Here is a 21,517-nt window from a genome sequence, read left to right as displayed (position 1 = left end):
GCCGGAACCTCACACGGCGGCGACGGCGTCGATCTCGACAAGGAAGCCGGGGGCCAAGCCCGCGACGACGTGGACGGTGATGGCCGGCGGCGGGTCGGCGGGGTTCCACACCTCCTGGAAGGCGGCGACACCCTCGTCGAAGCTCTGACCGGCCGGGGTGGCGATGCGCCAGTGCACGACGTTCGCCAGGCTCGCGCCCTCACTCTCCAGGATGGTCGCGATGTTGCGGAACGCCCGCCTGGCCTGCTCGCCGAGCGTGGGACCGACGAGCTTGCCGTCGGCGTCGACGCCGTTCTGCCCGCCGATGTAGATCGTCTTGGCCGGCTGCTCGACCACGACGGCCTGGCTGAACGCCGGGCTGCGGTGGAGTCCCTCGGGGTTGATGTGCCGTACGGACATGGTGTTGCCTCCGTTCACGATGACACCGGTTATAGAGGTTTACACCACACCAGTTATAGTGGTGTCATGCGAGCGAGCGCAACCGGACGGCTGCTGATCGACCCCAAGGGAGGGTCGTTCTGGTTCGACGCCGGCGCCGTCTGCCTCGATTTCGCGCACACCGGCGGCGAGGGGCAGTATGCGAAGTTCGAGACCCTTCATCAGCCCGGCGCCCTGGCCGAGTGGCTGGCCCAGCCGCCACTGGCGGCCGTCCTGACCGTCCCGGCGACGGCCCGCGATCTGACCGCGGCCAAGGCCCTCCGTCAGGCGATCTGGGAGACGGCACACGCCCGGGCGGCCGGCCGGCCCCTGCCGGCCGCCGCAGTCGCGATCATCAACCGGGCCGCGGCCGCGGCGCCGCTGATCCCCGAGCTGGCCACCGGCGGCGCCACCGCTCGGTGGGCGCCGCCGGTGCGGGCGACGCAGGCGATGTCGACGCTCGCCCGCGAGATGGTCGAGTTGCTGTCCGGGCCACTTTCCGGGCGCATCCGCGAGTGCGACGGCGACAACTGCCCCATGGTTTTCGTCGACTCGTCCCGTCCGGGCGCCCGGCGCTGGTGCGCCATGGAACGCTGCGGCAACCGGCACAAGCTCCGGGCTCTCCGCGCCCGGCGGGCCGACTCATGAGCAGGCGTCAGGGCGCCTCCCCGGGGGCGATCGCCAGCAGCGAGATGATGGCGAGGCCGCGCTGGGCGAAGTCGTTGGTGGCGAAGTCGGCCGTCGTGGGAATCTCCTGGACCAGCTCGGCGACCGACTCGCCCGTGATCGTGACCGGCGCGGGCCAGGGCCGGCCGGCCGGGTCGTTGGTGAACAGGTCCCAGCCCCGCTTGCGGATGGCGGCGTCGCCCAGTTGCTCGCCGGCCCAGGCGGTGACCCGGGAGTAGATGGTCGGGAAGGCTCCCGGGTTGAAGTCGAAGCCGTAGCGGGCGATCTTCTCGGCCGACGGTGCCTGCACATAGCGGGCGAAGTCCAGAAATGTCGCTTTAAACGCGGGCGCGGCGATCAGGTCCAGCGCCTCCCAGAGAATCTGCTCGCCGGCGAAGGCCATGGCCAGGTTGTAGCCACCCGTGTAGTCGCCCTTGTCGAAGTTGGTGAGGTGGCCGGTGGCCGGGTCGAAGCCCACGGCGCCGCCCGCTTCCCCGGTGAACAACCCCGCCGCAAATCCCGAAATATCGTTCATGCCGGTCAGGATGCGGTCGCGCCATCTCGTGTCGCCGGTGCGCTCCCACTCGGTCAGCCAGTTGCTCACCAGGGCGTACCAGTCGGGCCCGATCCGCAGCCGGGTCGGCGCGAGCGTCTGCGGCGGCAGCACCTTGCGCAGCGGCTCGACGGTCAGCAGCGTGCGGTCGGCCTTCAGCGACGAGCGGATCAGGTCGCCCAGCAACTCGTCGGCCGTGAGGTAGTAGGCGAACCGCTTGGTGAACGACTCCCCGATCCGCACCTCCTTGGCCCCGTCGCCCCAGTGCGAGACGTTGTGGCGTGAGCCCAGCCCTGCGAACCGGCCCGCGTGGTGCGTGTCGACCTCGCTGACGTGCCGGGTCATCGCCCGGGCCAGCCGGAAGTGGGCCGGCCTCCCGGAGCGCAGGAAGGCGTACCAGAGCAGCGCGTCCGTGCCGAGCTCGGCGTTGTCCCAGGCGTAGCCACCCACGTCGTACCGCCACTCGTGCCGGTCGAGGTCGTAGGTGTGCATGACGTCGCCGTAGTTCCAGAAGCCGTACCACTCCCGCTGGTCGGCCTGGCCCGCGTAGAACGCGATCTCGTTGTCGAGGGCGGCCTCGAGCGTGGCCCGGGCCGGGGTGCTGCGGTCCGGCAGGCTCCAGCGCCCGAAGACGCCCGCCGCGTGATACCACTCGGGAGCGGCGACCAGCTGCGGGCTTGCGCTGAGAGCGGCCCCTGACGCCGCGATCCGGCTTCTTTCGGGCGTACGGGTGAAGGCCCACAACAGGATCTCGGTCGACCCGACGATGCCCTCCGGGGTGCTGAAGCCTTCCTGTACGTCCTCGTAGGCGAGGTCCAGGCCGTGCGCGGTCGTGTCGTAGTGCCGCAGGTCCATCGCCGGCGCGTACGGCGACCACGACCAGACCGTCACCTGCGCGGTCGTGCCGGCCGCGCCGCGGATGTCGAGCGCCCGCGGGAACCGCTGCCAGAAGTCGGTGAGGCCGAACCCGAGCCCGCCCGACGCCCCGCCGCAGTAGCCGAACCCGTCGGCTCGCTTCCCCCGGCCGGCGTGCGCCACCCAGCTGCCTCTCGCCGAGGTGCGCTTCGCGATCGTGAAGTGGTCGGCGGACTCCTGGGTGAGCCGGAAGTCGTTCCACTCGGGCAGCACCTGGTAGCCGGCGCTGACCTGCGGGTTCCACTCGGCGACCGGCGGCGTGGCCGTCCCGGCGACCTGGGCGGCGTTGACCGCGGCGCCCGGGTCGCGCCGCAGCCCGGTGAGCACCCGCACCGGCTCGCCCCACACCCCGCCGCCGGCCACGCCGAAGCGGACGTGCCGGTCGTGGGTGGCATCGGTCATCGGCACGTCGAAGCGCACGCCGAGGCCGCGGACGAAATCGCGGGCCGGGTCGGCGTCCCAGGTGAAGCTGTGCACGAGCCGGATGGCTTCGCCCTCGGACAGGTACACACGCAGGGTCCAGGGGAGGATCCGCCGGTTGCCGCGACGGTAGGCCCCGGTGAGCTTGACGACCGCCCGCACCGGGCCGGAGCGCTCGACCTCGGCGCGCTCGACGGAGGCGCGGTAGGCGGCCCGGTTGGGGGTTCCGTTGTCGTCGTCGGGGCGATCCTGCAGGTCGAGGACCAGACGACCGGTGGTGGCGGTGACCCGGCCGGCCCGGCGGATCTCCCGGATCGGGACGTCGCCGCGGGTGGCCAGGCGGACCTCCACCGTCCCGTTCGCGAGAACGAGGTCGCTGCCGTCACGGCGTACGGTGACCGGGGTCTGGGGTGTCGCGGGCGTTCCCGGCGCCAGCCGGTAGCCCGCCGCCGCGCTGTCGCCGCCGATGGCGTGGCCGGTCCACTTGAGCGTGCCGTCCGGCCAGTAGGCGAGCGGCCAGGACTGGACCGGCACGCTCGCGCCGTCGGTGGTGGTGAGCGCGAGCTTCGTGCCCCGCGCGAGGCGGCCGCGCGGCCACGGCACACCCCACGCGCAGCCGGTCGTCTCCTTCGGCGGGCCGTCGAGCCAATGCAGCTCGGCGTGCAACTCGTCGCCCTCGAGGTCGATGGCCGGTAGCGGCGCCGCGGCGGCCAGAGCGCCGGTGAGCAGCGTGCGGCGGGTCAGCGGTGGTGTCATGAGGCCTACCCGTACGCGGTCGCGGTGATCCATGTCAATCGATGCCCCGGCGATCGCGCAGCATCTGAGGAAAGCGCTTACCAATGCCCTGTTTGATCCATTCGGACCGATCCTGCGTATGGTCACCTACCTGTCCCGTCCCCCTCCCGTCCAGGCGCACACATGACCGACTCGCACGACGACGCCGCCACGCCCGACGACGCCCAGCCCGACGACGCCCAGCCCGACGACGCCCAGCCCGACGACGCCCGGCCCGAGGACGCCCGGCCCGAGGACGCCCGGCCCGACCCCGTCCTGGTCCGGCCCTACATCGGCCCCGTCCCCGACCAGCCCGGCCGCGACCCGGCCGACGCGCCGACCATGGTGGTGCCGGTGATCGTCGACGAGCCGTCGCCCGACCCCGTGCCGCCGCCTCGCCGCCCCCGCCGCGGCCGGGGCCTGGCCCTGCGCCTGCTGGCTCTGGCCGGCGGCGTGGCGGTGGCCCTCGCGGTGGCCGGCTGGCTGATCTTCGCGCCGCCGAAGGACGACACCCAGCCCGGCGCGGCCCTCCCCCGCTTCAAGGCGACGCTGCCGGCCGACCCCACCGATCTCGCGTCGGCGCGGGCGTCGGCCTCGCACAGCCCGAGCCCGTCGCCGAGCTCCTCCAGTCCATCGCCCTCGGCCTCCGCGTCGGCCCCGGTCTCGGCTCCGGTCAGCGCGTCGGCCGCGGCGCCGTCGGCGGGGGCCGCGACGCTTGCCCCGCCACCCGCCTCGGACCGCACCGGCGCGGTGAAGGCCGCGAGCGGCCGGTGCCTGGCGCTGGGCGGCCTGCTCGGCCTGGACGGAAGCCCGGTGCAGGTGACGGGCTGCGCGAACCTGGCGGTACAGAGGTTCACGCTGGCCTCCGACGGCACGCTGCGGGTGTCGGGCCGCTGCGCCCAGGCAACGGGCGACGGCACCGTCCACATCCAGCAGTGCGGCGACGCGGCAGCGGCCCAGTGGCGGGCCGGCTCCGCGAACTCCCTGGTCAACCCATCGACGGGCCAGTGCCTCACTGACCCGGGACAGGCGGGCGCAACCACCCGCGTGACGTCGTGCACCGGCGCCTCGGACCAGAGCTGGACGCTCCCGTAACCGCGCCACCCAGGCCTTGATAAGTCGCCGCTCGGAGCACGCCGGAACTCATCATTGATGACCTGCCGCTCAGAGCGCGCGCCAACTCACCGTTGATGACCTGCCGCTCAGAGCGCGCGCCAACTCACCGTTGATGACCTGCCGCTCAGAGCGCGCGCCAACTCACCGTTGATGACCTGCCGCTCGGCGCGCTCGGCGCGCGCGGGAACTCATCATCCGTGGACTGCCGCCGCGTGGGATCGGGGCCGGAGCGGCAGCTCAGCCCGGTGGTCCCGGCACGGGCCTGCGTTGCAGCGAGCTCGGGTTGGCAGGCGGGGACTGACCTCACTGCGGTTCGAGGAGCCGTCGCCACGTACGGAAGATGTGTTTCAAGGCGTTGGCGGGAGGCACACGGCTATCTGCACTTTGCAGATGGGATTTCGCACATCGTGATTCGCGGACGGCTTCTAGCTACCTGCAAGTAGCGTCCACCCCTTCTAATGGAGGCACGGGGTCACGAAGGGGTCACAGATGTCCACGAGCAGCGCGAGCCGGAGCAAGCCGTTGTGGCGCGTCCTCTACGAGGGCGCGGAGATCACCGTTACGACCTGGCATGTCGAGGTGGATGGGCTCCGGGTCGCGATACCGGAGCTGCGCGGGATGACCCGCTGCCTCACCTACCGCTACCCGATGGTCAAGGTCGCGGCCGTCACCGCGGGACTGGAGCTGGCGATCGCGGCGCCGTTCGCGGTCGCGTACGGCTCGGCGCTGATGGTCTGCGCCGGGCTGGTCTCCGCGTGCGGCGTGGCGATCGGCGTCATCGGGGACGCGCAACGCAACCCGCGCTACCAGGAGATCCACGCCGTCATCCGGGGGCAGCGGGTGGTGCTCTTCGGCACCCGCGACCACCAGCAGTTCGGCTTCGTCTGGCGCGCGCTCATCCGCGCCGTCGAGGCCAACCGCGACCTGTATCCCTACGGCTGACAGTCGAACTCGTCGTCCTTCACGCCGGTCGTGAAAGCCGCCCATTCGGCCAGCGTGAAGGAAAGGACCGGGCCCTTGTTGTTCTTGCTGTCCCGCATCTGGACCGTGTTGCCGAAGCGGCGGGCCTCGACACACTGACCGTTGCTGCCGCTGCGCGTGCTCTTATGCCAACTCTGGTCGAGCATCCTTACTCCTATGACTGCTCCGCATCGCGGATCTGCCTGATGATCACGGCCGACTCGGACGGCGACAACGCTGACGATCGCAGGTCGTTGAAGACGGTCGTGCATCGCTCGACGTCCGAACCCTCAGCGTAAAGGTCCCCCGTAAGACCTTCGATGTAAACCACTCCTGCGTGGTCAGGAAAGCTCAGGATCGCGAACGAGGAGAGCATCGACGCGTACGCCCCCTCGCGGAACGGAATCACCTGAAGCGTGACATTCCACTGGTCGGCCGCGTCGAGCAGCGCGGTGAGCTGATCGCGCATCACCTCCACGCCGCCGATCTGCCGGTGCAGCACCGCCTCGTCCATGACGGCGATCAGCCGGAGCCGCCCCTGCCGGATCAGCTTCTGCCGCTCCATCCGCACCGTCACCCGTTGCTCGATCCACTCGGGGGTGGGCTTGAAGGCGTCGGAGCAGGTCATTGCCCTTGCATACGCCTCGGTCTGAAGCAGCCCGGGCACCACGATCGTCTCGAAGTTCTGCATCTGGTCGGCCGCCGACTCGAGGCCGATGTACTGCCGGTACGCCTGCGGCAGGTCGCCGAACTTCGCCCACCAGCCGCGCTGCTTGCCGGCGCGGGCCATGGACAGCAGCGTCTCGCGCAGCTCGGCGTCGGTCACGCCGTACTCGTGGAGCAGTGCGGTCAGCGCCGGGCCCTTGATGCCCACCCGGCCCGACTCGATGCGCCGCAGCGTGCTGGCCGACACCTCGATGACGTCGGCGGCCCGCTCGGTGGGCACCTTGGCCTCGTCGCGCAGGCGGCGCAACTGGGCGCCGAGCTGAAACCTCACGAACGTGGGACTGTCCACGGCCGCATTGTGCACGATCGATGGCCGCCTTCGAGGAAAAGGTTCACTCGTTGTGGTGACGACATACATGTGCGTAATTGACCACGAAAAAATGCGCGCGCAAACTGGCGCCACGGGAGCGGCGGCGGACCCGGCAGCCGCCGCCGCTCCGGCCGAGGAAGATCGACGCCTGCCTTTCCTCCCCGCCAGGGAGAACGCGGTCATGCCCGATCATGAGCCTGAGCGCCCGTCGTGGCGCTGCCACTGCTGCGCCGCCCCGTGGCCGTGCGATCCGGCCCGGCATCAGCTGGCCGCGCGGATGGACCGGATCGCCCTCGCCGTGCACATGTGGGAGCGGCTCGATCACGCGGTCGGCGACCTTCCGGCGGGTCCGCCGACCGAGCTGTTCGAGCGGTTCATCCGCTGGACGCACTGATACACGACTTGCGGTGTCCACATCGTGCCATGGCGCTTGTACGGCACGGGTTTGCCCTTTTGGGAAAGCGGCACTGCTACTGAAAATTTGTACCGCTGCCCCACCGCGAAGGAGACCCATCATGCCCGGCGTATCTGTGCCGGTCGTGGCGGGGCCGCCGAGGACCCCGGCCGCACCCGCCCGCGCCACCACCCCAGCAGCGCCGGCGACAACGCTTCGCACCAACGACGTCATCCCGCACGCCCCCGCGGTCGACGCCGGGTGTGTGGCGCCGGTGCGGCCGGGCTCGGAGAACGCGTGCTGCCGGGCTACCTTCCGGCGGATCAGCCTCCGGCGCACCTATCGCCGGGCGGCATCGCGGCGGACGATCCGGTGGGCATTTCACCGCACGATGCTCCGCCGGGTCACCTTCCGCCGGCCATGATGCCGATCGGCGGCGGCTTCGACCTGCCCTTCGATGGGGCGACGCCCTACAACCAGCCGCGTTTCGCGGCCTGGAAGGCCAGGCCGGGCCGGCTGTCGACGCCGGCCACCGCCATCAGCCGGTCGAGGCGGCGCTGCACGGTCCGTTTGCTCACGCCGAGGTGGGTGGCGATCGACTTGTCCGGCATGCCCGCCACGACCAGCGAGAGCAGCAGCCGGTCGGGCTCCTCGGCCGCCTCGCCGAGCACCGGCGTCGCCCTCTCCCAATAGCTCTCGAACAACGCCAGCATCGCGCCGAGCAGCTCGCCGGAGCGAATCACGGCGGCGGTCGGCTCGGCCACGCCCCACTCGGCGTCGGGCACGAGCGGGCAGATCGCCAGCGCCTGGTCGGCTATCGCGAGGCGTACGGGCAGGGCCGGCAACGCCCGCGCCTGCTCGCCCATGCCGACCGCCTCGATGATGCTGGACAGCTCGCCCGGTTTCTCGAGCAGCGCCCGTTCGTAGATCGCCCGGTAGCGCACGCCCCGCTTGAGCGCGCCGGTCTCCTCGGCGTTGTCCGGCCCCTGCATCGCGAGGGGATTGGCCCGGCAGAACCAGAGGATCTCGTCGCGCGCGGAGTCTTGCATCTCGCGCAGCCGATCGCGCAGCGTCTCGGCGCCCACCACGATCTCGACGAGGTGGTCGGCGCTGCGCCGCCGGGTGTTGCTGCGGTACTCCTCGCTGAGCGCGGCGACCAGCTGCCGGGCCGACTCGAGGGACTCCTGCTCGCGCAGCAGCACCTCGCCGAGGGCCACGTCGGGCGGCAGGGCGTGGTACGTCGGCCCGGCCGTGACCAGGCCCTTGCGCTGCAACGTCTCCAGCAGCGCGGTCGCCTCGCCCGGCACCATCCCGGCCTGCTCGGCGAACTCGCCCGCGCCGGCCCCCGCCATCCGCACGAGCAGCCGGTAGGCGTGCTCCTCGGAGGCGGGCAGCAGATCCAGCCGCTCAACCACGCGCCCACTGTACGAACCGGCCCAAGCCGCGGCTATGAGACCAATGCCACGAGATCACAATGCAACCCGCGGAAAGAAAGCGGGCCGCGCCGGACACACGTGCCGGCGCGGCCCCGCGGGGATCAGATCTCGTGCTGGTAGAGCATCACGACGTCGGAGACGGTCAGCGAGCCGGACCCGTCGTTGCGGGTGATGGTCAGGACGTTGTCGCTGTCCTTGAGCACGCCGTCGTCGATGACCTCGTGCCACGAGCGCTGCGGGTCGGTGCTGAACGTCGTCGTCAGCACCTCGGCGTTGTTGAGCGTCACCTTGAGCTCGGCCTCGCCCGCCGGGTTGACCCGGAACATCAGGATCGTGCGGCCGGCGCCGAGGCCGGCCGCGCCGAACTTCGGGTAGTCGTGGTCGATGTCCCCATTGGACTTCGGCAGGGTTACCGAGGTGTCCTGGATGACGGTGTAATCGGTCAGGTTGGGCATTTCTCCCCCTCGTGGTGTGCCTTCTGAACCGAGCCTCACGGGCCCCGCTGGAACGACCCCTGGAACGCGCGCTGGACCGGCAATAGCCTGATCCCCGATGGATGCGGACCTGCGGTTCGAGTTGCTCGGTCCGCTGCGGGCCCGGCGCGGCGACGAATTCGTCGACCTGGGCTCGGCGCAGCGGCGCGCCGTGCTGGCCACGCTGCTGCTGCGTGCCAACCGGCCGATCGGCCGCGACCGGTTGATCGGCGCGATCTGGGGTGAGGAGCCTCCCGCGTACGCGGTCAACCAGCTCCAGAAACACATCTCGGCCCTGCGCGCCGCGCTCGCCCCCGACCGCCCGCTCTCCTGGACCGACCACGGCTACGTGCTGGCCGTGCCGCCCGGTCACCGCGACCTCGACGGGTTCGAGCGGCAGGTCGCGACCGGTCGCGCGGCCCGGAGGAACGGTGACCTGCCCGGCGCCGTGGCCGCGTGGCGGAACGCCCTCGACGTCTGGCGCGGCCCGTTCTGCGACGGCCTGCCGGGCCCTTATCTGGCGGCCGAGCGCCGTCGCCTCGGCGAGCTGCGGCTCACGGTCACCGCCGATCGGATCGAGGCGGAGCTCTCGCCCGACCTCGTCGACGAGCTGCGCCTGCTGGTCGCCGAGCATCCGGCCGATGAGCGGCTGCGCGGCCTGCTGATGCTCGCGCTCTACCGGGGCGGGCGGCGGGAGGCGGCGCTCGAGGAGTTCCGCTCGCTGACCCGGCTGCTGCGCGACGAGCTCGGCGTCGAGCCGGCCGCCGCCCTGCAACGGCTGCACCGCCGGATGCTGGACGCCGATCCCGGCCTGGAAACCCCGCTGGAGACCGCGCCGGAGACCACGGTTGCTCCCGCCCAGCTGCCGCCGCGGCTGCCCGAGTTCGTCAACCGTGAGGCCGAGCTCGACCGGCTGGACGCGCTGGTCGACGGCCGCGACAGCGCCCGGGTCACGGTGCTGGCCGGCACCGCGGGCGTCGGCAAGACCAGCCTGGCCGTGCGCTGGGCGCACGGGGTGCGCGCCCGCTTCCCGGACGGCCAGCTCTACGCCGACCTGCGCGGCTTCGACCCGGACGGCGAGCAGGCCGACCCCGGCGAGGTGGTGCGTGACTTCCTGGCCGCGCTGGCCGTGCCCGCGCACGCCGTCCCGCCGGCCCTGGCCGGGCAGACCGCGCTCTACCGCAGCCTGCTCGCCGGCCGCCGGATGCTGGTGCTGCTGGACAACGCGCGCAGCAGCGAGCAGGTACGCCCGCTGCTGCCCGCCACACCCGGCTGCCTCACGGTCGTGACCAGCCGCAACGACCTCACCGGGCTGGTCGTGGCCGAGGGCGCCCGGCCGGTCGCGCTCGACGTGCCCGGGTACGCGGCGGCCCGGTTGCTGCTGCGCGCCCGGCTCGGAGCCGAGCGGGTGGCCGCCGAGCCGGGCGCGGTGACCGCCCTGATCGGCGCGTGCGCCCGCCTGCCGCTGGCGCTCGCGGTGGTGGCGGCGCGGGCGGTGACCCGGCCGGGGCTGTCGCTGGGCACGGTGGCCGACGAGGTGCGGGAGGGCTTCGACGCGCCGGCCGAGGACCGCTCGACCGACGTGCGGGGGGCCTTCGACTGGTCGTATCAGCAGCTGAGCCCGGCGGCGGCACGTCTGTTCCGGCTGATCGGGCTGCATCCGGGGCCGCGGTTCGGGGTGGCGGCGGCGGCGAGCCTGGCCGGCGAGGACCCGGCGGTGGCGAGGCGGCTGCTGGCCGAGCTGGCCGGGGCGCATCTGATCGGCGAGCGGGAGGGTGCGCGGTTCGAGCTGCACGATCTGCTCCGGGCGTACGCGATCGGGAGAAATCGCGACGAGGACCCGGCGGCGGACCGGCACGCCGCCACCACCCGCCTGCTCGATCATTACCTGCTTTCCGCGCATCGCGCGGATGTGTTGCTCAAGCCGCACCGCGACGACCGGGTCGAGCTGGACGAGCCGGTGCCGGGCGCGACGGTCGCCGATTTCACCGACCGGCGGGAGGCCATGGCCTGGCTGGCCGGCGAGCGCCCGGTGATGCTGGCCCTCACGCGGCGGCCGGACTCCGCGAAGACCGTCTGGCTGGCCTGGACGCTGGTGTCCTTCCTGGACTACGCGGGCCATTGGCAGGACAAGGTCGACGCGCTGACGGCGGCGCTCGCGGCCGCGACCGGGCTCGGCGATCCGGTGTTGCGGGCCGAGACGCGGCGGATGCTGGGGTCGGCGCAGGTGCGGCTCGGGCGCTTCGACGAGGCGGCGGCTGAGCTCGACGAGGCGCTCGTCCTGTACGGCAAGCTCGGCGACCCGGGTGGCCGGGCCCGGGTGCACCGGACGGCGGCGTGGGTGCTCGAACGGCAAGGCCGCGACCGGGAAGCGCTCGACCGGGCCCGGCTGGCGCTGGCCGAGCACCGCACGGCGGCCAACGACGCCGGTGTCGGACGTGCGCTGAACGCGGTGGGCTGGTTCCACGCCCGGCTCGGGGATCACCGGCGGGCGCTGGCGCGATGCTCGGCGGCGCTGCGGCGGCAGCGGCGGATCGGCGACCGGTTCGGCGAGGCGGAGACCCTCGACAGCCTCGGGTTCATCCACCGCCACCTGGGCTCACATGCCGAGGCCGAGGCGGATTACCGGCGGGCGGCGGAGCTGTACCGGGAGTTCGGGGATCGGTACAACGAGGCGGACACGCTGGTCGCGCTGGGCGACGCGTGCCGCGACGCGGGGCGGCTGCCGGCGGCGCGGGAGGCGTGGCACGAGGCGTTGGAGATCTTCGAGGGCCTCGAGCACCCCGATACGGCGGCGGTGCGTGACCGATTGCTGACGGCGCCTTGACCCCGGCGCGCGGGCGGGCCGAGCATGGGTCGCGGAGGTCAGCCATGACGACCACGAAAATCACCCGACCGGACCTCGACTCGCTCTCCTCGAAGATCGCCACGCTCGACCTGACCGAGCGCGAGCAGTCCGTGCTGCTGGCGATCTTCGCGATCGCCGCCGACTCGCTCGGCCGCGAGGTCACGGACACCAAGGTCAAACGCGCCACGCCCGGGGTGACCATCACCCAGGTCGGCGAGCTGCCCGACCTCACCACCATCTTCGACAAGGCGTTCACGGCGGCGCTCACCGGCGGCGACGACGGCTCCGAGGAGGTTGTCGCGGTCTCGCTGGGGAAGATCGGGCGGTGACCGGCGGCCCGTCGGTGGTGCTCGTCTCGATGCCGTTCGCCGACGGCGACCGGCCCTCGATTCAGCTCGGGCTGCTCAAGCCGGCGGTGGAGGCCGCGGGTTTTCGGGTACGGGTCATGCACGCGTACCTGGACTTCGCGGCTCTGATCGGCGTGTCCGCGTATCGGGTGCTGGCCCAGCATCGGGGGCGGATGTTCGGGGACTGGCTGTTCTCGGTGGCCGCGTTCGGGGACGACGCTCCCGACCCGTACGCGAAGATCTTGAATGATTTCGCGGACGACCTGCCGGAACTTGATCTCCTTGATCTGCGTGATCGGGTTGTTCCGGCCTTTCTCGATGCGCTGGCCGCCGACTCGATCTGGCGCGATGCCCGTTTTGTTGGCTTCACCTCGACATTTCAGCAAAATACCGCGTCGTTCGCCCTCGCTCGGCGGCTGCGGGATCGCGGCATCGTCACCATCTTCGGCGGCGCCAATTTCGAGGGCGAGATGGGCGACGAATACCTTCGCGCGATCGACGTCATCGACCACGCTGTCGCCGGGCCGGGCGAAGCCGCGCTACCCGCACTGCTCGCCAAGCTTTCGAACATTTCCGATTCGTCGCCCGAGGTGGTCGAGGTGGTCGAGCCGCTCCCGGACTATGACGAATACTTCGAACGCGCGGAGCGGCTGGGCATTCTCGACCGGGAAAGCGTCATTCTCCCCTTCGAGTCGAGCCGCGGGTGCTGGTGGGGCGCGAAACACCACTGCACGTTCTGCGGCCTCAACGGCGAGACGATGGCCTATCGCAGCAAACCGGCCTCCCGGGTGCTCGAGGAGCTCGACGCCTTGGCGCGGCGCTATCGCACGTTCCGTTTCGAGGCCGTCGACAACATTCTCGACCCGCGCTATCTGACCACCCTGATGCCCGCGCTCACCGACGCCGGATACGACCTGTTCTACGAGGTCAAGGCCAACCTCGGCCGCGACGATCTGCGCCTGCTGGCGCGGGCCGGCGTGCGGCGGCTGCAGCCCGGCATCGAATCCCTCAGGTCCCGCGTGCTGGGCCTCATGAAGAAGGGGGTGAGCGCCGCGCAGAACGTCTGCCTGCTGAAATGGGCCCGCTACTACGGCATCGACGTCGCCTGGAACGTGCTGTGGGGCTTTCCCGGCGAGACGGCGGCGGATTACGAGGCGCAGGCCGCCGCCATGGCGCACCTCGTGCATCTGCAGCCGCCCGGCTCGGCCGACCGGATCTGGCTGGAGCGTTTCAGCCCGCTGTTCCAGTCCGTCGACGGCTGCCCCGAACCCAGCTATCGCTACGTCTATCCCGCCGGGGTGGATCTGTCCCGCGCCGCGTATTTCTTCGACTGGCCCGCCACCCTGGATGACACGGTTTACGAGGGCGTCCGCGCCGAGGTCGCGCGATGGCAATCCGTATGGCCCTCCGCTTCGCTCACCTACCGCGCCATCCCCGGCCTGCTCCAGATCCGCGACCGCCGCAGCCATCCCGGCACCTACACGTTCCCCGACCCCGTGGCCGCCATCTACCTGGCCTGCGACGACCGGCCACGCTCGGCCGCCGGGATATCTCGCGACCTCGATCTGCCGCGGGTGACGGTCGATCGCGTCCTCGACGAGCTCGCCGCCCGCGGCCTCGTCTTTCTCGACGGTGACCGCGCTCTCGGCCTCGCTCTGCCCGCGATACCCGGCCGCTGAGGCCGTAGGGTCGGCTGATGCACAAGCTCTCCCGGGCGGAGGCGCGGCGCATCGCGATACGGGCCCAGCTGCTCGACGCGGCACGCCCGGACAACCTGTTCGACCTGGTCCACGGCCTGACCCTGCTGCAACACGACCAGACCGCCGCCGTCGCGCCCAGCGCCCACCTCGTCGCCTGGGCTCGGATCGGCTCCGGCTATTCGCCGGCCGATCTGGGCAAGGCGCTCGAGGACCGCACGCTGATCGAGCTGCGCGGCATGATCCGGCCGGCCGAGGACATCGCGCTCCACCGCGCCGAGATGGCCGCGTGGCCCGGCCCTGGCAAGCTCAACGCCTGGCAGGAAAATCTCCGGGATTGGGTACGCGACAACGACGCGTGCCGCCGCGACGTGCTGGCGCGGCTGGACGCCGAGGGCCCGCTGACCATCCGCGAGCTGCCCGACACCTGCGTACGCCCGTGGCGGTCGAGCGGCTGGAACAACAACCGCAACCTGGATCGCCTGCTCGACCTGATGGTGCAGCGCGGCGAGGTCGCGCTCTCCGGCCGGCGCCGCGGCGACCGTCTCTGGGATCTGGCCGAGCGGGTCTACCCGGACGACCCGGTGGCGCCGCTCGAGGAGGCGCTGCGCCGCCGCGACGAGCGGGAGCTGAGCGCGATGGGCCTGGTGCGCGGGCGTTCGCAGCAGGTCGAGCCGTTCGTCGGGGAGGAGGCCGTGATCGAGGGCGTCCGCGGCCGGTGGCGGGTCGACCCGGCTCAGCTGGACCAGCCGTTCGAGGGGCGGGTGGCGCTGCTGTCCCCGCTGGACCGGCTCGTCTACGACCGCAAGCGGATGACCGATCTGTTCGGGTTCGACTACCAGCTGGAGATGTACAAGCCGGCGGCGCAGCGGAAGTGGGGCTACTGGGCGCTGCCGATCGTGGTGGACGACCAGCTGGTGGGCAAGGTCGACGCGACCGCCGACCGCAAGGAGGGCGTCCTGCGGGTCGACGCGATCCACGAGGACATCGCGTTCGACGAGGGTGCCGTCGCCGCCGAGATCGCCGAGCTCGCGGACTGGCTCGGGCTGGCGCCGGTCGGTTCGATCGCCGCCTGACTCTGCCCCTTGATACATTGACGGTTATCTTTGTTTAGGGAAACCCTCGACGGATGAGACGGTTTCTCCTCGCACTTCTGCTGGCGCTGGCCGGCACGGTCGCCGTTGCCGGCCACGCCGACGCGGCCCAGACCGGCCTGCGTGCCGCCGATCCCAGCGTCATCCGGATCGGGAGCACCTACATCTCCGCGCAATCGACGGGCGGCGGCATCGCCGTACGCATGGCGGCTTCCACCGATGCCTTGGCGAGCGCCGCCGCCCGGCGGGTCTGGACCGACAGCCGCGGCCGCGGCGAGGTCTGGGCGCCCGAGATCGTGTACGACTCGGGCCGCTACTACATCTACTTCTCGGCCGGGACCGGCAGCGCCCACCGGATGTTCGTGATCAGCTCGGCCACGGCCGACAGCGGCTACACCGCCGAGACGCAGCTGGCGCTGCCGGACAACAAGTGGGCCATCGACGGGACCATGTTCACCTTCAACGGCCAGCGCTGGTTCGTCTGGTCGGGCTGGGCCGGCGACACCAACGTCGAGCAGAACCTCTATCTCGCCCGGATGAGCTCGCCGACCACGCCGACCGGCGCGCGCTTCCTCATCTCGCAGCCGCGGGAGAGCTGGGAGCGCGTGGTCGGCAACCCGTTCATCAACGAGGCGCCCGCGCCGATCCGCGACCCCAACGGCCAGTTGCACATCGTGTACTCGGCCAACGGTTCGTGGAGCGACCAGTACTGCCTGGGCGAGCTGCGGCTGCGGGCCGGCGGAGACCCCACGTACGTCTGGGACTGGTACAAGTCGAACGGCTGCCTGTTCGGCTCGAACCGGGCCACGATGATGGCCGGCTGGGATCCGACGCTCTACGTGAACGGGCCGGGCAGCCACAGCTTCGTGCTGCTCAACGGCGACATCGCAACGTCGCCGCCGGCCGGGCCGCGCTTCCCGCTGATGTTCCACGCGGTGCCGAAGGGCACGCCGTACTCGTGGTCGAACCGCTACTGGTACACGGGGACCTTCTGCTGGTGGGGCAGCGTGACCTACAGCCGCGCCAACGTCCCCGGCGCGACAACGAACACGGGTTTCGGGCTGAAGTTCTTCGAGTAATATATCTACACTCATCTATTCTCAAGGTGGCGTGGGAGCACCCCTTCGAGGAAGGTCCCCCATGCACGGAAGCCTGCTCGCGGCCGCACTCCTGCTCGTGCCGGCCGCGCCCGCCGCGGCGGCCACCACCTACACGGTGGCCGCCGACGGGTCGGGCAACTACACCACCATCCAGGCCGCCCTGGCCGTCGCCGCCTCCGGGGACACGATCTCGGTGAAGGCCGGCACCTACCGCGGACAGGTCTCCATCCCGGCCTCGAAGGCGGGCATCACGATCAAGGGGGCCACCGGCACCGCCACCGATGTCGTGATCACCGGCAACACGCCGCAGGGGTCGGGCGGCGCGTCCGGCAGCGCCACCGTGCTCAACCTGGCGGCCGGCACCAGCATCACCGGGCTGACCATCGCCAACACGTACGGATCGGGGGTGCAGGCCCTGGCCCTCTATGCCGGCGGCGATCGTCAGGTCTACCGCAACGTGCGGCTGCTCGGCTACCAGGACACCTTCCTCTCCTGGGGCGGCACCGGCAGCAAGCAGGTCCGCCAGTATGTCTACAAGAGCTACATCGAGGGCGCCGTCGACTTCATCTACGGCAACGGCGCCCTGGTGATCGACAGCTCGACGATCCGGTCGCTCGACCGCGGAAGCAGCAACAACGGCTACATCACGGCCGCGGCGACCAACGCGTCCAACGCGTACGGGATCCTGATCACCCGCTCGATCCTGTCGTCGAGCGCCGCGTCGCAGACGGTCGCGCTCGGCCGCTGCTGGCACGCCGGTGGCGCCGCCGACGCGATCGGCCAGGTGCTGATCCGCGAATCGTCGCTCGGCGGGCACATCCGGCAGGCCGGCGCCTGGCAGGACATGAGCGGGTTCTCGTGGAAGACCTGCCGGTTCACCGAGTACAACAACTCGGGCGCCGGCGCCACGTCGGGAACGTCGGACCGGCCGCAGATGAGCTCCTCCACGGCCGCCAACTACACGTCGCAGAGGTACCTGGCCGGCGCCGACGGCTGGAACCCGGTGCAGCCCTAAACCTCCAACGCCGCTTCGATGTTGCGCAGCTGGTGCCGGGCCATCGCCAGGTTGGCCCGGTCCCGGTTGAGCGCCAGGTAGAGAAAAAGCCCCCGGCCCGACCGCCCCTTGAGCGGCCGGATCAGGTGGTACTGCGAGCCCAGCGTCACCAGCACGTCCTCGATGGTCTCGCGCAGGCCGAGCATCTCCATGGTGCGCAGTTTGGCCCGGATCACGTCGGTGTTCGCCGCCGCGGCGGTGGTGAGGTCGAAGTCCTTGCCGCCGCCGACGGTGCCCAGCGCCATGCCGCTGGTGTGGTCGACCAGCGCCGCGCCGATCGCGCCGCTGATCTGCATCGCGTCCTTGAGTGCCACGTCCATCTCGGCCATGTCTCGCCCTCCCGTCGGAAATGTGCCTCGACCCTGCCCGGTCGCGGCCCCCGGCAGCCGCACACGATGTCCGACCTAGCCGCCGCATCGCTTGCCATGCTGAGAAAGCAAGAACGCCGAATTGAAGATTTCTTCAGTTACGCATGACTTCAGGTGGCGTAACGGTTCGCCGTGCGCGTCGTTGACGATTCATTGACACGGATCACGCTGGGGGCCACACGCATGTCGGTGCCGCTGTACCAGGCGAAGGCCGAGATGTTCCGGACCCTCGGTCACCCCGTGCGCATCCGCGTACTCGAGCTGCTGCAAGCCGGACCGCGTCCCGTGCGTGACCTGCTCGCCGAGATCGACGTGGAGTCCTCGAACCTGTCGCAGCAGCTCGCGGTGCTGCGGCGGGCCGGCGTCGTGGTCACGTTCCGCGAGGGCGGCCTCGTCATGTACGCCCTGAGCACCCCCGCCGTCGCCGATCTCCTCGCGGCCGGGCGCCGCATCCTCGGCGAGGTGCTCACCGACCGCGACGGCCTGCTCGCCGAGCTGCGCGCCCGCGGGAACCGCTGACCACGCCGCCGCGTCCGACCGGCGTGCGCATCCTCTGCCTGATCCTGGCCTCGTTCGCCCTCTTCGCCTGCGGAAACCCGGCGCCCGCCGCGCCCGCGCCCACTCCCGGCGGCACGACCGATTGCGGCGCCTTCGACCTCGGCATGGGCATGGGCCTGCCCGACGACGCGGCGCGGTGCCTGGTCGAGGCGGCGCGGGCCGGGCGCCCCGCACGGCTCGTGGTGACCCGATCGACCACCGAGGGAGATCCGATCCCGGTCACCTATACGACCCGGGCCGACGGCAAGGTCGACGTGGTCACCGACTCCCGCGAGGACGCCTTCGGGCAGCAGGAGATCACCAGCGAGACGTGTACGGGCCCGGCCGTGGGCCAGTACGGCATCGACTTCACCACGTGCACACCGGCCAAGAACGAGTGACGCTCCGACGCCGGCTTCACGCTCGGCTCGCCCTAGCTGCCGCGCCCGCGGGCGGACCTTGATAAGTTGCGGTTCGCCGCGAACGGAAAATCATCACCGTGAGCCATGCGCCCAGCAGCCGGGACACCCAGCCGACATGCGGGATTGCGTCCCGCAGACTGACCGCGACCGCCACATCGCGGGATCCCGGGCTCAGCGCGACGGGCCGCACCCACCGCACCTATCCACGGCCCCGAGCCATGGCAAGCCCCGCCCACCCACCGACCACCGCCCCGGATGGGCTCTAAAGGTCGAACTCGCCGTCCTTGGCGCCGCCCACGAAGGCCTCCCACTCGCGCAGGTTGAAGACCAGGGCGGGCCCGTCGGGGTCGCGGGAGTCGCGGACAGCGATGATGCCGGGCAGGTTGTCGGCGACCTCGACGAAGTCGTTGTCGCCGTCCGCCCGGCGACTGCGTCGCCAGACCGCGCCGGAAAGATCCGTTGCGGAGGTCATCGCGCGCTTCAGGAGCGCGGGTCGAACTCGCCGTGCGTCACGCCGTCGATGAAGGCGGCGAACACGGACCGGTCGAAGGTGAGGATCGCACCATTCGGGTCCTTCGAGTCGCGGACCAGGATGGTGTCGCGTCGAGGCGCTACCTCGACGCAGGCGCCACTGCTGCTGCGCGTGCTCTTCCGCCAGGCCGGAGCATTCTCACGACCGTCCACGGTCCGTCACCACCTATCTAGACCGGCCGGAGGCCACGTTGCACGGCCGGGAGAAGTATATGCCGCTTTTCGCCCGATTTCGGCGGAACTCAGCCCAGGAACCTCCCGGAGCCTAGCGGAACCGAACGCCCGCGGCAATTTCCTAACTGCACTTTGCAGGTCACCTAAGCTAACGTTAGGCACGATCGTCGAGCGGCGAGCGCCGAAAGGAGGAACCCGTCATGCCAGGTCCCATCGGCCCGGAACCCATCGGCCCTGCCATCGCGCGCGTCCGCCTCTCCACCCACCTGCGAGTGCTTCGGAACGACCGGCCGGCCGCCGAGGTCGCCCGGGCGATGCACTGGTCGCTCTCCAAGCTGAACCGCATCGAGAACAACAAGGTGACGATCCAGCCGGTCGAGGTGGAGGCGCTGGTCCACCACTACGGCGTGACCGATCCGGCCGAGATCCGCCGCCTGGTCGATCTGTCGCTGGTCTCCCGCCGGCGCATGTGGTGGCGCGACGAGCACGAGTACCTCGACGAGGACTTCATCGGCTTCATCGCCTTCGAGAACGACGCCTCCCACATCTACGGCTACCACGCGTCGCTGCTGCCGTGGCCCCTGCAGACGCCCGACTACGCGCTCGCCATGACGTCGTCGATCCTGCGCAGGCCGATCGACGACCCCGACGTCCGCAAGGTCGTCGATGTGCGCCGGAAGCGCCAAGAGACCCTGCGCGACCGCCTGGACGGCGCCTTTCCCCCGCGGATCAGCCTGGTCCTCGACGAAGCGGTCCTGCTGCGCCCGGTCGGCGGCGAGGAGGTGATGGCCGCGCAGATCGATCACCTGATCGAGATGGCGGCACGCCCCGAGGTCGAGGTCGTCGTGCTGCCGTTCCGGCTCGGCGTCCATCCCGGCCTCGGCGGCACCTTCGAGCTCCTCACCTTCTCGGAGGACGAGGATCTGGACGTGGTCTTCATCGAGACGCCGGCCACCGGCTTCCTGTTGACCGACGCCGCCGACACCATGACCTTCCGCGAGATCATGAGCGATCTCCTCGCCACCGACCCCGAGGGCGAGAGCCTCGACAAAGCCCTGGCCGGCGCGATAAAGGCCTTACGGTCGTAAGGGCCGAATTCACGGATCCCGAAACCCGTCATGGTCCATTTCCGACCAGGACAGACGCTCGTCTCTCCACGATCGAAACGTTATCGGTATCGTTGACGTCACTCTCCCGCCGCGCTCTCCATCGAGAGGAGACCCTCCCACCCACCTCAGGACGACGCCGACGTCGGACCTCCCACACAAGAGAGGCTCGTCATGCCAGAAACCATCGGACCGGCGATCGCCCGCGATCGGCTCAGCACACGTCTGCGCGAGCTGCGCGCGTCCCGGGGCCTCTCCCCCGCCGAGGTCGAGGAGCGGCTCCACTGGCCGGAATCGGCCATCGACGAGATGGAGACGGGGCGAAGCCTGCCCTCGCCGCGCAAGCTCGAGGAGCTTCTGGGGCTGTATGGCGTGGAGGGCATGGCGGCCGAGAATCTGCTCCTGCTCGATCACATCGCGCGATCGCGCTTCTGGTGGGCGCGGCACGGCATGTCCGAGGCGTATCAGGACTTCGTCGCGTACGAGTCGGAGGCCGGGCGGATCTGCGTCTATCAGCCGCTGGTGCTGCCGGGCCTGCTGCAGACCCGCCGTTACGCGCTGGCCGCGGCCGCGACGATCCTGCGCCTGTCCGAGGACGACCCGGACGTCGCCGCCCGGGCCGACGTGCGCCTCGAGCGGCAGAGAGCGGTGGCCGACCGCGTCGCGGCCGGCACGCGTACCGAGATCGTCGCCATCGTGGACGAGATCGTGCTGCGCCGCCGCATCGGCGGCGACGACGTCATGCGCGAACAGCTGGACCATCTCGCCGAGCACGCGACGCTGGCCCACGTGACGTTCGTGGTCATGCCGACCGGTCTCGGCGGCCACCCGGGCCTCGGCGGGGTGTTCGAGCTGCTCGATCACGAGGACGACCCCGGCCTCTCGACCGTGTTCCTCGAGGCCGCGACCGACGACCAGATCCTGCGCGGCGCACCGGTGGCCACCTATCGGCAGATCGTCGACACCCTGCTGTCCATGGGCCTCGGCGGCGAGGACGCCATCGCGCTCGTGCGAGAGATCCGCAGCGAGATCTGAAGTTAACAACGCGGCCCGGGCCCGTTGTGTCGATCGCGGGGTAA

The 21,517-nt window shown here is 70.9% G+C and carries 24 protein-coding genes; 15 read left to right on the top strand and 9 right to left on the bottom strand.

The window, feature by feature from the left end; genetic code table 11:
* Positions 1-9: 9 nt before the first annotated feature.
* Positions 10-399 (bottom strand): RidA family protein, encoded by a 390-nt coding sequence (locus ACIA5D_RS13160; RefSeq protein ID WP_396030098.1) that lies wholly within the window; start codon positions 397-399, stop codon positions 10-12.
* Between the two features lie 66 nt (positions 400-465).
* Here ACIA5D_RS13160 and ACIA5D_RS13155 point away from each other — a divergent pair, with 66 nt between their 5' ends.
* The gene (locus ACIA5D_RS13155; protein ID WP_396030097.1) at positions 466-1,065 is read left to right on the top strand and encodes a CGNR zinc finger domain-containing protein; all 600 of its coding nucleotides are present in this window, start codon (positions 466-468) and stop codon (positions 1,063-1,065) included.
* A 7-nt stretch (positions 1,066-1,072) separates the two neighbouring features.
* On the opposite strand, the gene ACIA5D_RS13150 is transcribed toward ACIA5D_RS13155, so the two are convergent.
* Positions 1,073-3,727, bottom strand: a complete 2,655-nt coding sequence (locus ACIA5D_RS13150) for a hypothetical protein (RefSeq protein WP_396030096.1) — start codon at positions 3,725-3,727, stop codon at positions 1,073-1,075.
* 162 nt (positions 3,728-3,889) lie between these two features.
* On the opposite strand from ACIA5D_RS13150, the gene ACIA5D_RS13145 reads away from it, so the two are divergent.
* Together ACIA5D_RS13145 and ACIA5D_RS13140 are read left to right on the top strand one after the other, a co-directional pair.
* Entirely contained in the window at positions 3,890-4,840 is a 951-nt protein-coding gene (locus tag ACIA5D_RS13145; RefSeq protein ID WP_396030095.1) for a ricin-type beta-trefoil lectin domain protein, read from the top strand.
* Between the two features lie 510 nt (positions 4,841-5,350).
* A complete protein-coding gene (locus ACIA5D_RS13140) occupies positions 5,351-5,803 on the top strand; it encodes a DUF6232 family protein (RefSeq protein ID WP_396030094.1) in 453 nt (150 codons plus the stop codon).
* Here the strand turns inward: ACIA5D_RS13140 and ACIA5D_RS13135 are convergent.
* Both ACIA5D_RS13135 and ACIA5D_RS13130 read right to left on the bottom strand, forming a co-directional pair.
* Positions 5,794-5,988, bottom strand: coding sequence for a DUF397 domain-containing protein (locus ACIA5D_RS13135; protein WP_396030093.1), 195 nt, complete (start codon positions 5,986-5,988; stop codon positions 5,794-5,796). The two genes, ACIA5D_RS13140 and ACIA5D_RS13135, sit on opposite strands and share 10 nt — an antisense overlap.
* Before the next feature lie 8 nt (positions 5,989-5,996).
* Positions 5,997-6,836: a helix-turn-helix domain-containing protein gene (locus ACIA5D_RS13130; protein ID WP_396030092.1), complete on the bottom strand. Its 840-nt coding sequence runs from the start codon at positions 6,834-6,836 to the stop codon at positions 5,997-5,999.
* Between the two features lie 202 nt (positions 6,837-7,038).
* Here ACIA5D_RS13130 and ACIA5D_RS13125 point away from each other — a divergent pair, with 202 nt between their 5' ends.
* Both ACIA5D_RS13125 and ACIA5D_RS13120 read left to right on the top strand, forming a co-directional pair.
* The gene (locus ACIA5D_RS13125; protein ID WP_396030091.1) at positions 7,039-7,251 is read left to right on the top strand and encodes a hypothetical protein; all 213 of its coding nucleotides are present in this window, start codon (positions 7,039-7,041) and stop codon (positions 7,249-7,251) included.
* A gap of 121 nt (positions 7,252-7,372) precedes the next feature.
* Positions 7,373-7,675 (top strand): hypothetical protein, encoded by a 303-nt coding sequence (locus ACIA5D_RS13120; RefSeq protein WP_396030090.1) that lies wholly within the window; start codon positions 7,373-7,375, stop codon positions 7,673-7,675.
* 46 nt (positions 7,676-7,721) lie between these two features.
* On the opposite strand, the gene ACIA5D_RS13115 is transcribed toward ACIA5D_RS13120, so the two are convergent.
* Both ACIA5D_RS13115 and ACIA5D_RS13110 read right to left on the bottom strand, forming a co-directional pair.
* Positions 7,722-8,666 carry a helix-turn-helix domain-containing protein gene (locus ACIA5D_RS13115; protein WP_396030089.1) on the bottom strand — a complete coding sequence of 315 codons (945 nt, stop codon included), beginning with the start codon at positions 8,664-8,666 and terminating at the stop codon, positions 7,722-7,724.
* 122 nt (positions 8,667-8,788) lie between these two features.
* Positions 8,789-9,142, bottom strand: coding sequence for a hypothetical protein (locus ACIA5D_RS13110; RefSeq protein ID WP_396030088.1), 354 nt, complete (start codon positions 9,140-9,142; stop codon positions 8,789-8,791).
* A gap of 97 nt (positions 9,143-9,239) precedes the next feature.
* Here ACIA5D_RS13110 and ACIA5D_RS13105 point away from each other — a divergent pair, with 97 nt between their 5' ends.
* The 6 genes from ACIA5D_RS13105 (at position 9,240) to ACIA5D_RS13080 (ending at position 17,261) form a co-directional block, all read left to right on the top strand.
* A complete protein-coding gene (locus ACIA5D_RS13105) occupies positions 9,240-11,987 on the top strand; it encodes a BTAD domain-containing putative transcriptional regulator (RefSeq protein WP_396030087.1) in 2,748 nt (915 codons plus the stop codon).
* 44 nt (positions 11,988-12,031) lie between these two features.
* A complete protein-coding gene (locus ACIA5D_RS13100) occupies positions 12,032-12,337 on the top strand; it encodes a hypothetical protein (RefSeq protein ID WP_396030086.1) in 306 nt (101 codons plus the stop codon).
* Positions 12,334-14,034, top strand: coding sequence for a RiPP maturation radical SAM C-methyltransferase (locus ACIA5D_RS13095; RefSeq protein WP_396030085.1), 1,701 nt, complete (start codon positions 12,334-12,336; stop codon positions 14,032-14,034). Before ACIA5D_RS13100 ends, ACIA5D_RS13095 begins: the two co-directional genes overlap by 4 nt.
* Positions 14,035-14,051: 17 nt before the next feature.
* Positions 14,052-15,128, top strand: coding sequence for a DNA glycosylase AlkZ-like family protein (locus ACIA5D_RS13090; RefSeq protein WP_396030084.1), 1,077 nt, complete (start codon positions 14,052-14,054; stop codon positions 15,126-15,128).
* A 53-nt stretch (positions 15,129-15,181) separates the two neighbouring features.
* Positions 15,182-16,225: a glycoside hydrolase family 43 protein gene (locus tag ACIA5D_RS13085; protein WP_396030083.1), complete on the top strand. Its 1,044-nt coding sequence runs from the start codon at positions 15,182-15,184 to the stop codon at positions 16,223-16,225.
* 61 nt (positions 16,226-16,286) lie between these two features.
* The gene (locus ACIA5D_RS13080) at positions 16,287-17,261 is read left to right on the top strand and encodes a pectinesterase family protein (protein WP_396030082.1); all 975 of its coding nucleotides are present in this window, start codon (positions 16,287-16,289) and stop codon (positions 17,259-17,261) included.
* Here ACIA5D_RS13080 and ACIA5D_RS13075 read toward each other — a convergent pair.
* Complete coding sequence (locus ACIA5D_RS13075; RefSeq protein ID WP_396030081.1) at positions 17,258-17,629, bottom strand: hypothetical protein; 372 nt, start codon at positions 17,627-17,629, stop codon at positions 17,258-17,260. The two genes, ACIA5D_RS13080 and ACIA5D_RS13075, sit on opposite strands and share 4 nt — an antisense overlap.
* A gap of 222 nt (positions 17,630-17,851) precedes the next feature.
* Here ACIA5D_RS13075 and ACIA5D_RS13070 point away from each other — a divergent pair, with 222 nt between their 5' ends.
* Together ACIA5D_RS13070 and ACIA5D_RS13065 are read left to right on the top strand one after the other, a co-directional pair.
* Positions 17,852-18,187: an ArsR/SmtB family transcription factor gene (locus ACIA5D_RS13070; protein WP_396030080.1), complete on the top strand. Its 336-nt coding sequence runs from the start codon at positions 17,852-17,854 to the stop codon at positions 18,185-18,187.
* 23 nt (positions 18,188-18,210) lie between these two features.
* Complete coding sequence (locus ACIA5D_RS13065; protein WP_396030079.1) at positions 18,211-18,606, top strand: DUF4362 domain-containing protein; 396 nt, start codon at positions 18,211-18,213, stop codon at positions 18,604-18,606.
* 283 nt (positions 18,607-18,889) lie between these two features.
* Here ACIA5D_RS13065 and ACIA5D_RS13060 read toward each other — a convergent pair whose 3' ends face one another.
* On the bottom strand, positions 18,890-19,099 hold the full coding sequence (locus ACIA5D_RS13060) for a DUF397 domain-containing protein (RefSeq protein ID WP_396030078.1): 210 nt from the start codon (positions 19,097-19,099) through the stop codon (positions 18,890-18,892).
* A gap of 8 nt (positions 19,100-19,107) precedes the next feature.
* Positions 19,108-19,311, bottom strand: a complete 204-nt coding sequence (locus ACIA5D_RS13055; protein ID WP_396030077.1) for a DUF397 domain-containing protein — start codon at positions 19,309-19,311, stop codon at positions 19,108-19,110.
* Between the two features lie 221 nt (positions 19,312-19,532).
* Between ACIA5D_RS13055 and ACIA5D_RS13050 the strand changes: the two genes are divergently transcribed.
* Complete coding sequence (locus ACIA5D_RS13050) at positions 19,533-20,420, top strand: helix-turn-helix domain-containing protein (protein WP_396030076.1); 888 nt, start codon at positions 19,533-19,535, stop codon at positions 20,418-20,420.
* 192 nt (positions 20,421-20,612) lie between these two features.
* Entirely contained in the window at positions 20,613-21,473 is an 861-nt protein-coding gene (locus ACIA5D_RS13045) for a helix-turn-helix domain-containing protein (RefSeq protein ID WP_396030075.1), read from the top strand.
* Positions 21,474-21,517: the final 44 nt, after the last annotated feature.

The sequence above is a fragment of the Actinoplanes sp. NPDC051513 genome (genome assembly GCF_044454685.1).
Classification (GTDB): Bacteria; Actinomycetota; Actinomycetes; order Mycobacteriales; family Micromonosporaceae; genus Actinoplanes.
The sequence above is the reverse complement of the archived record's forward strand: the minus strand, read 5'-3'. Positions and strand labels throughout refer to the sequence as shown.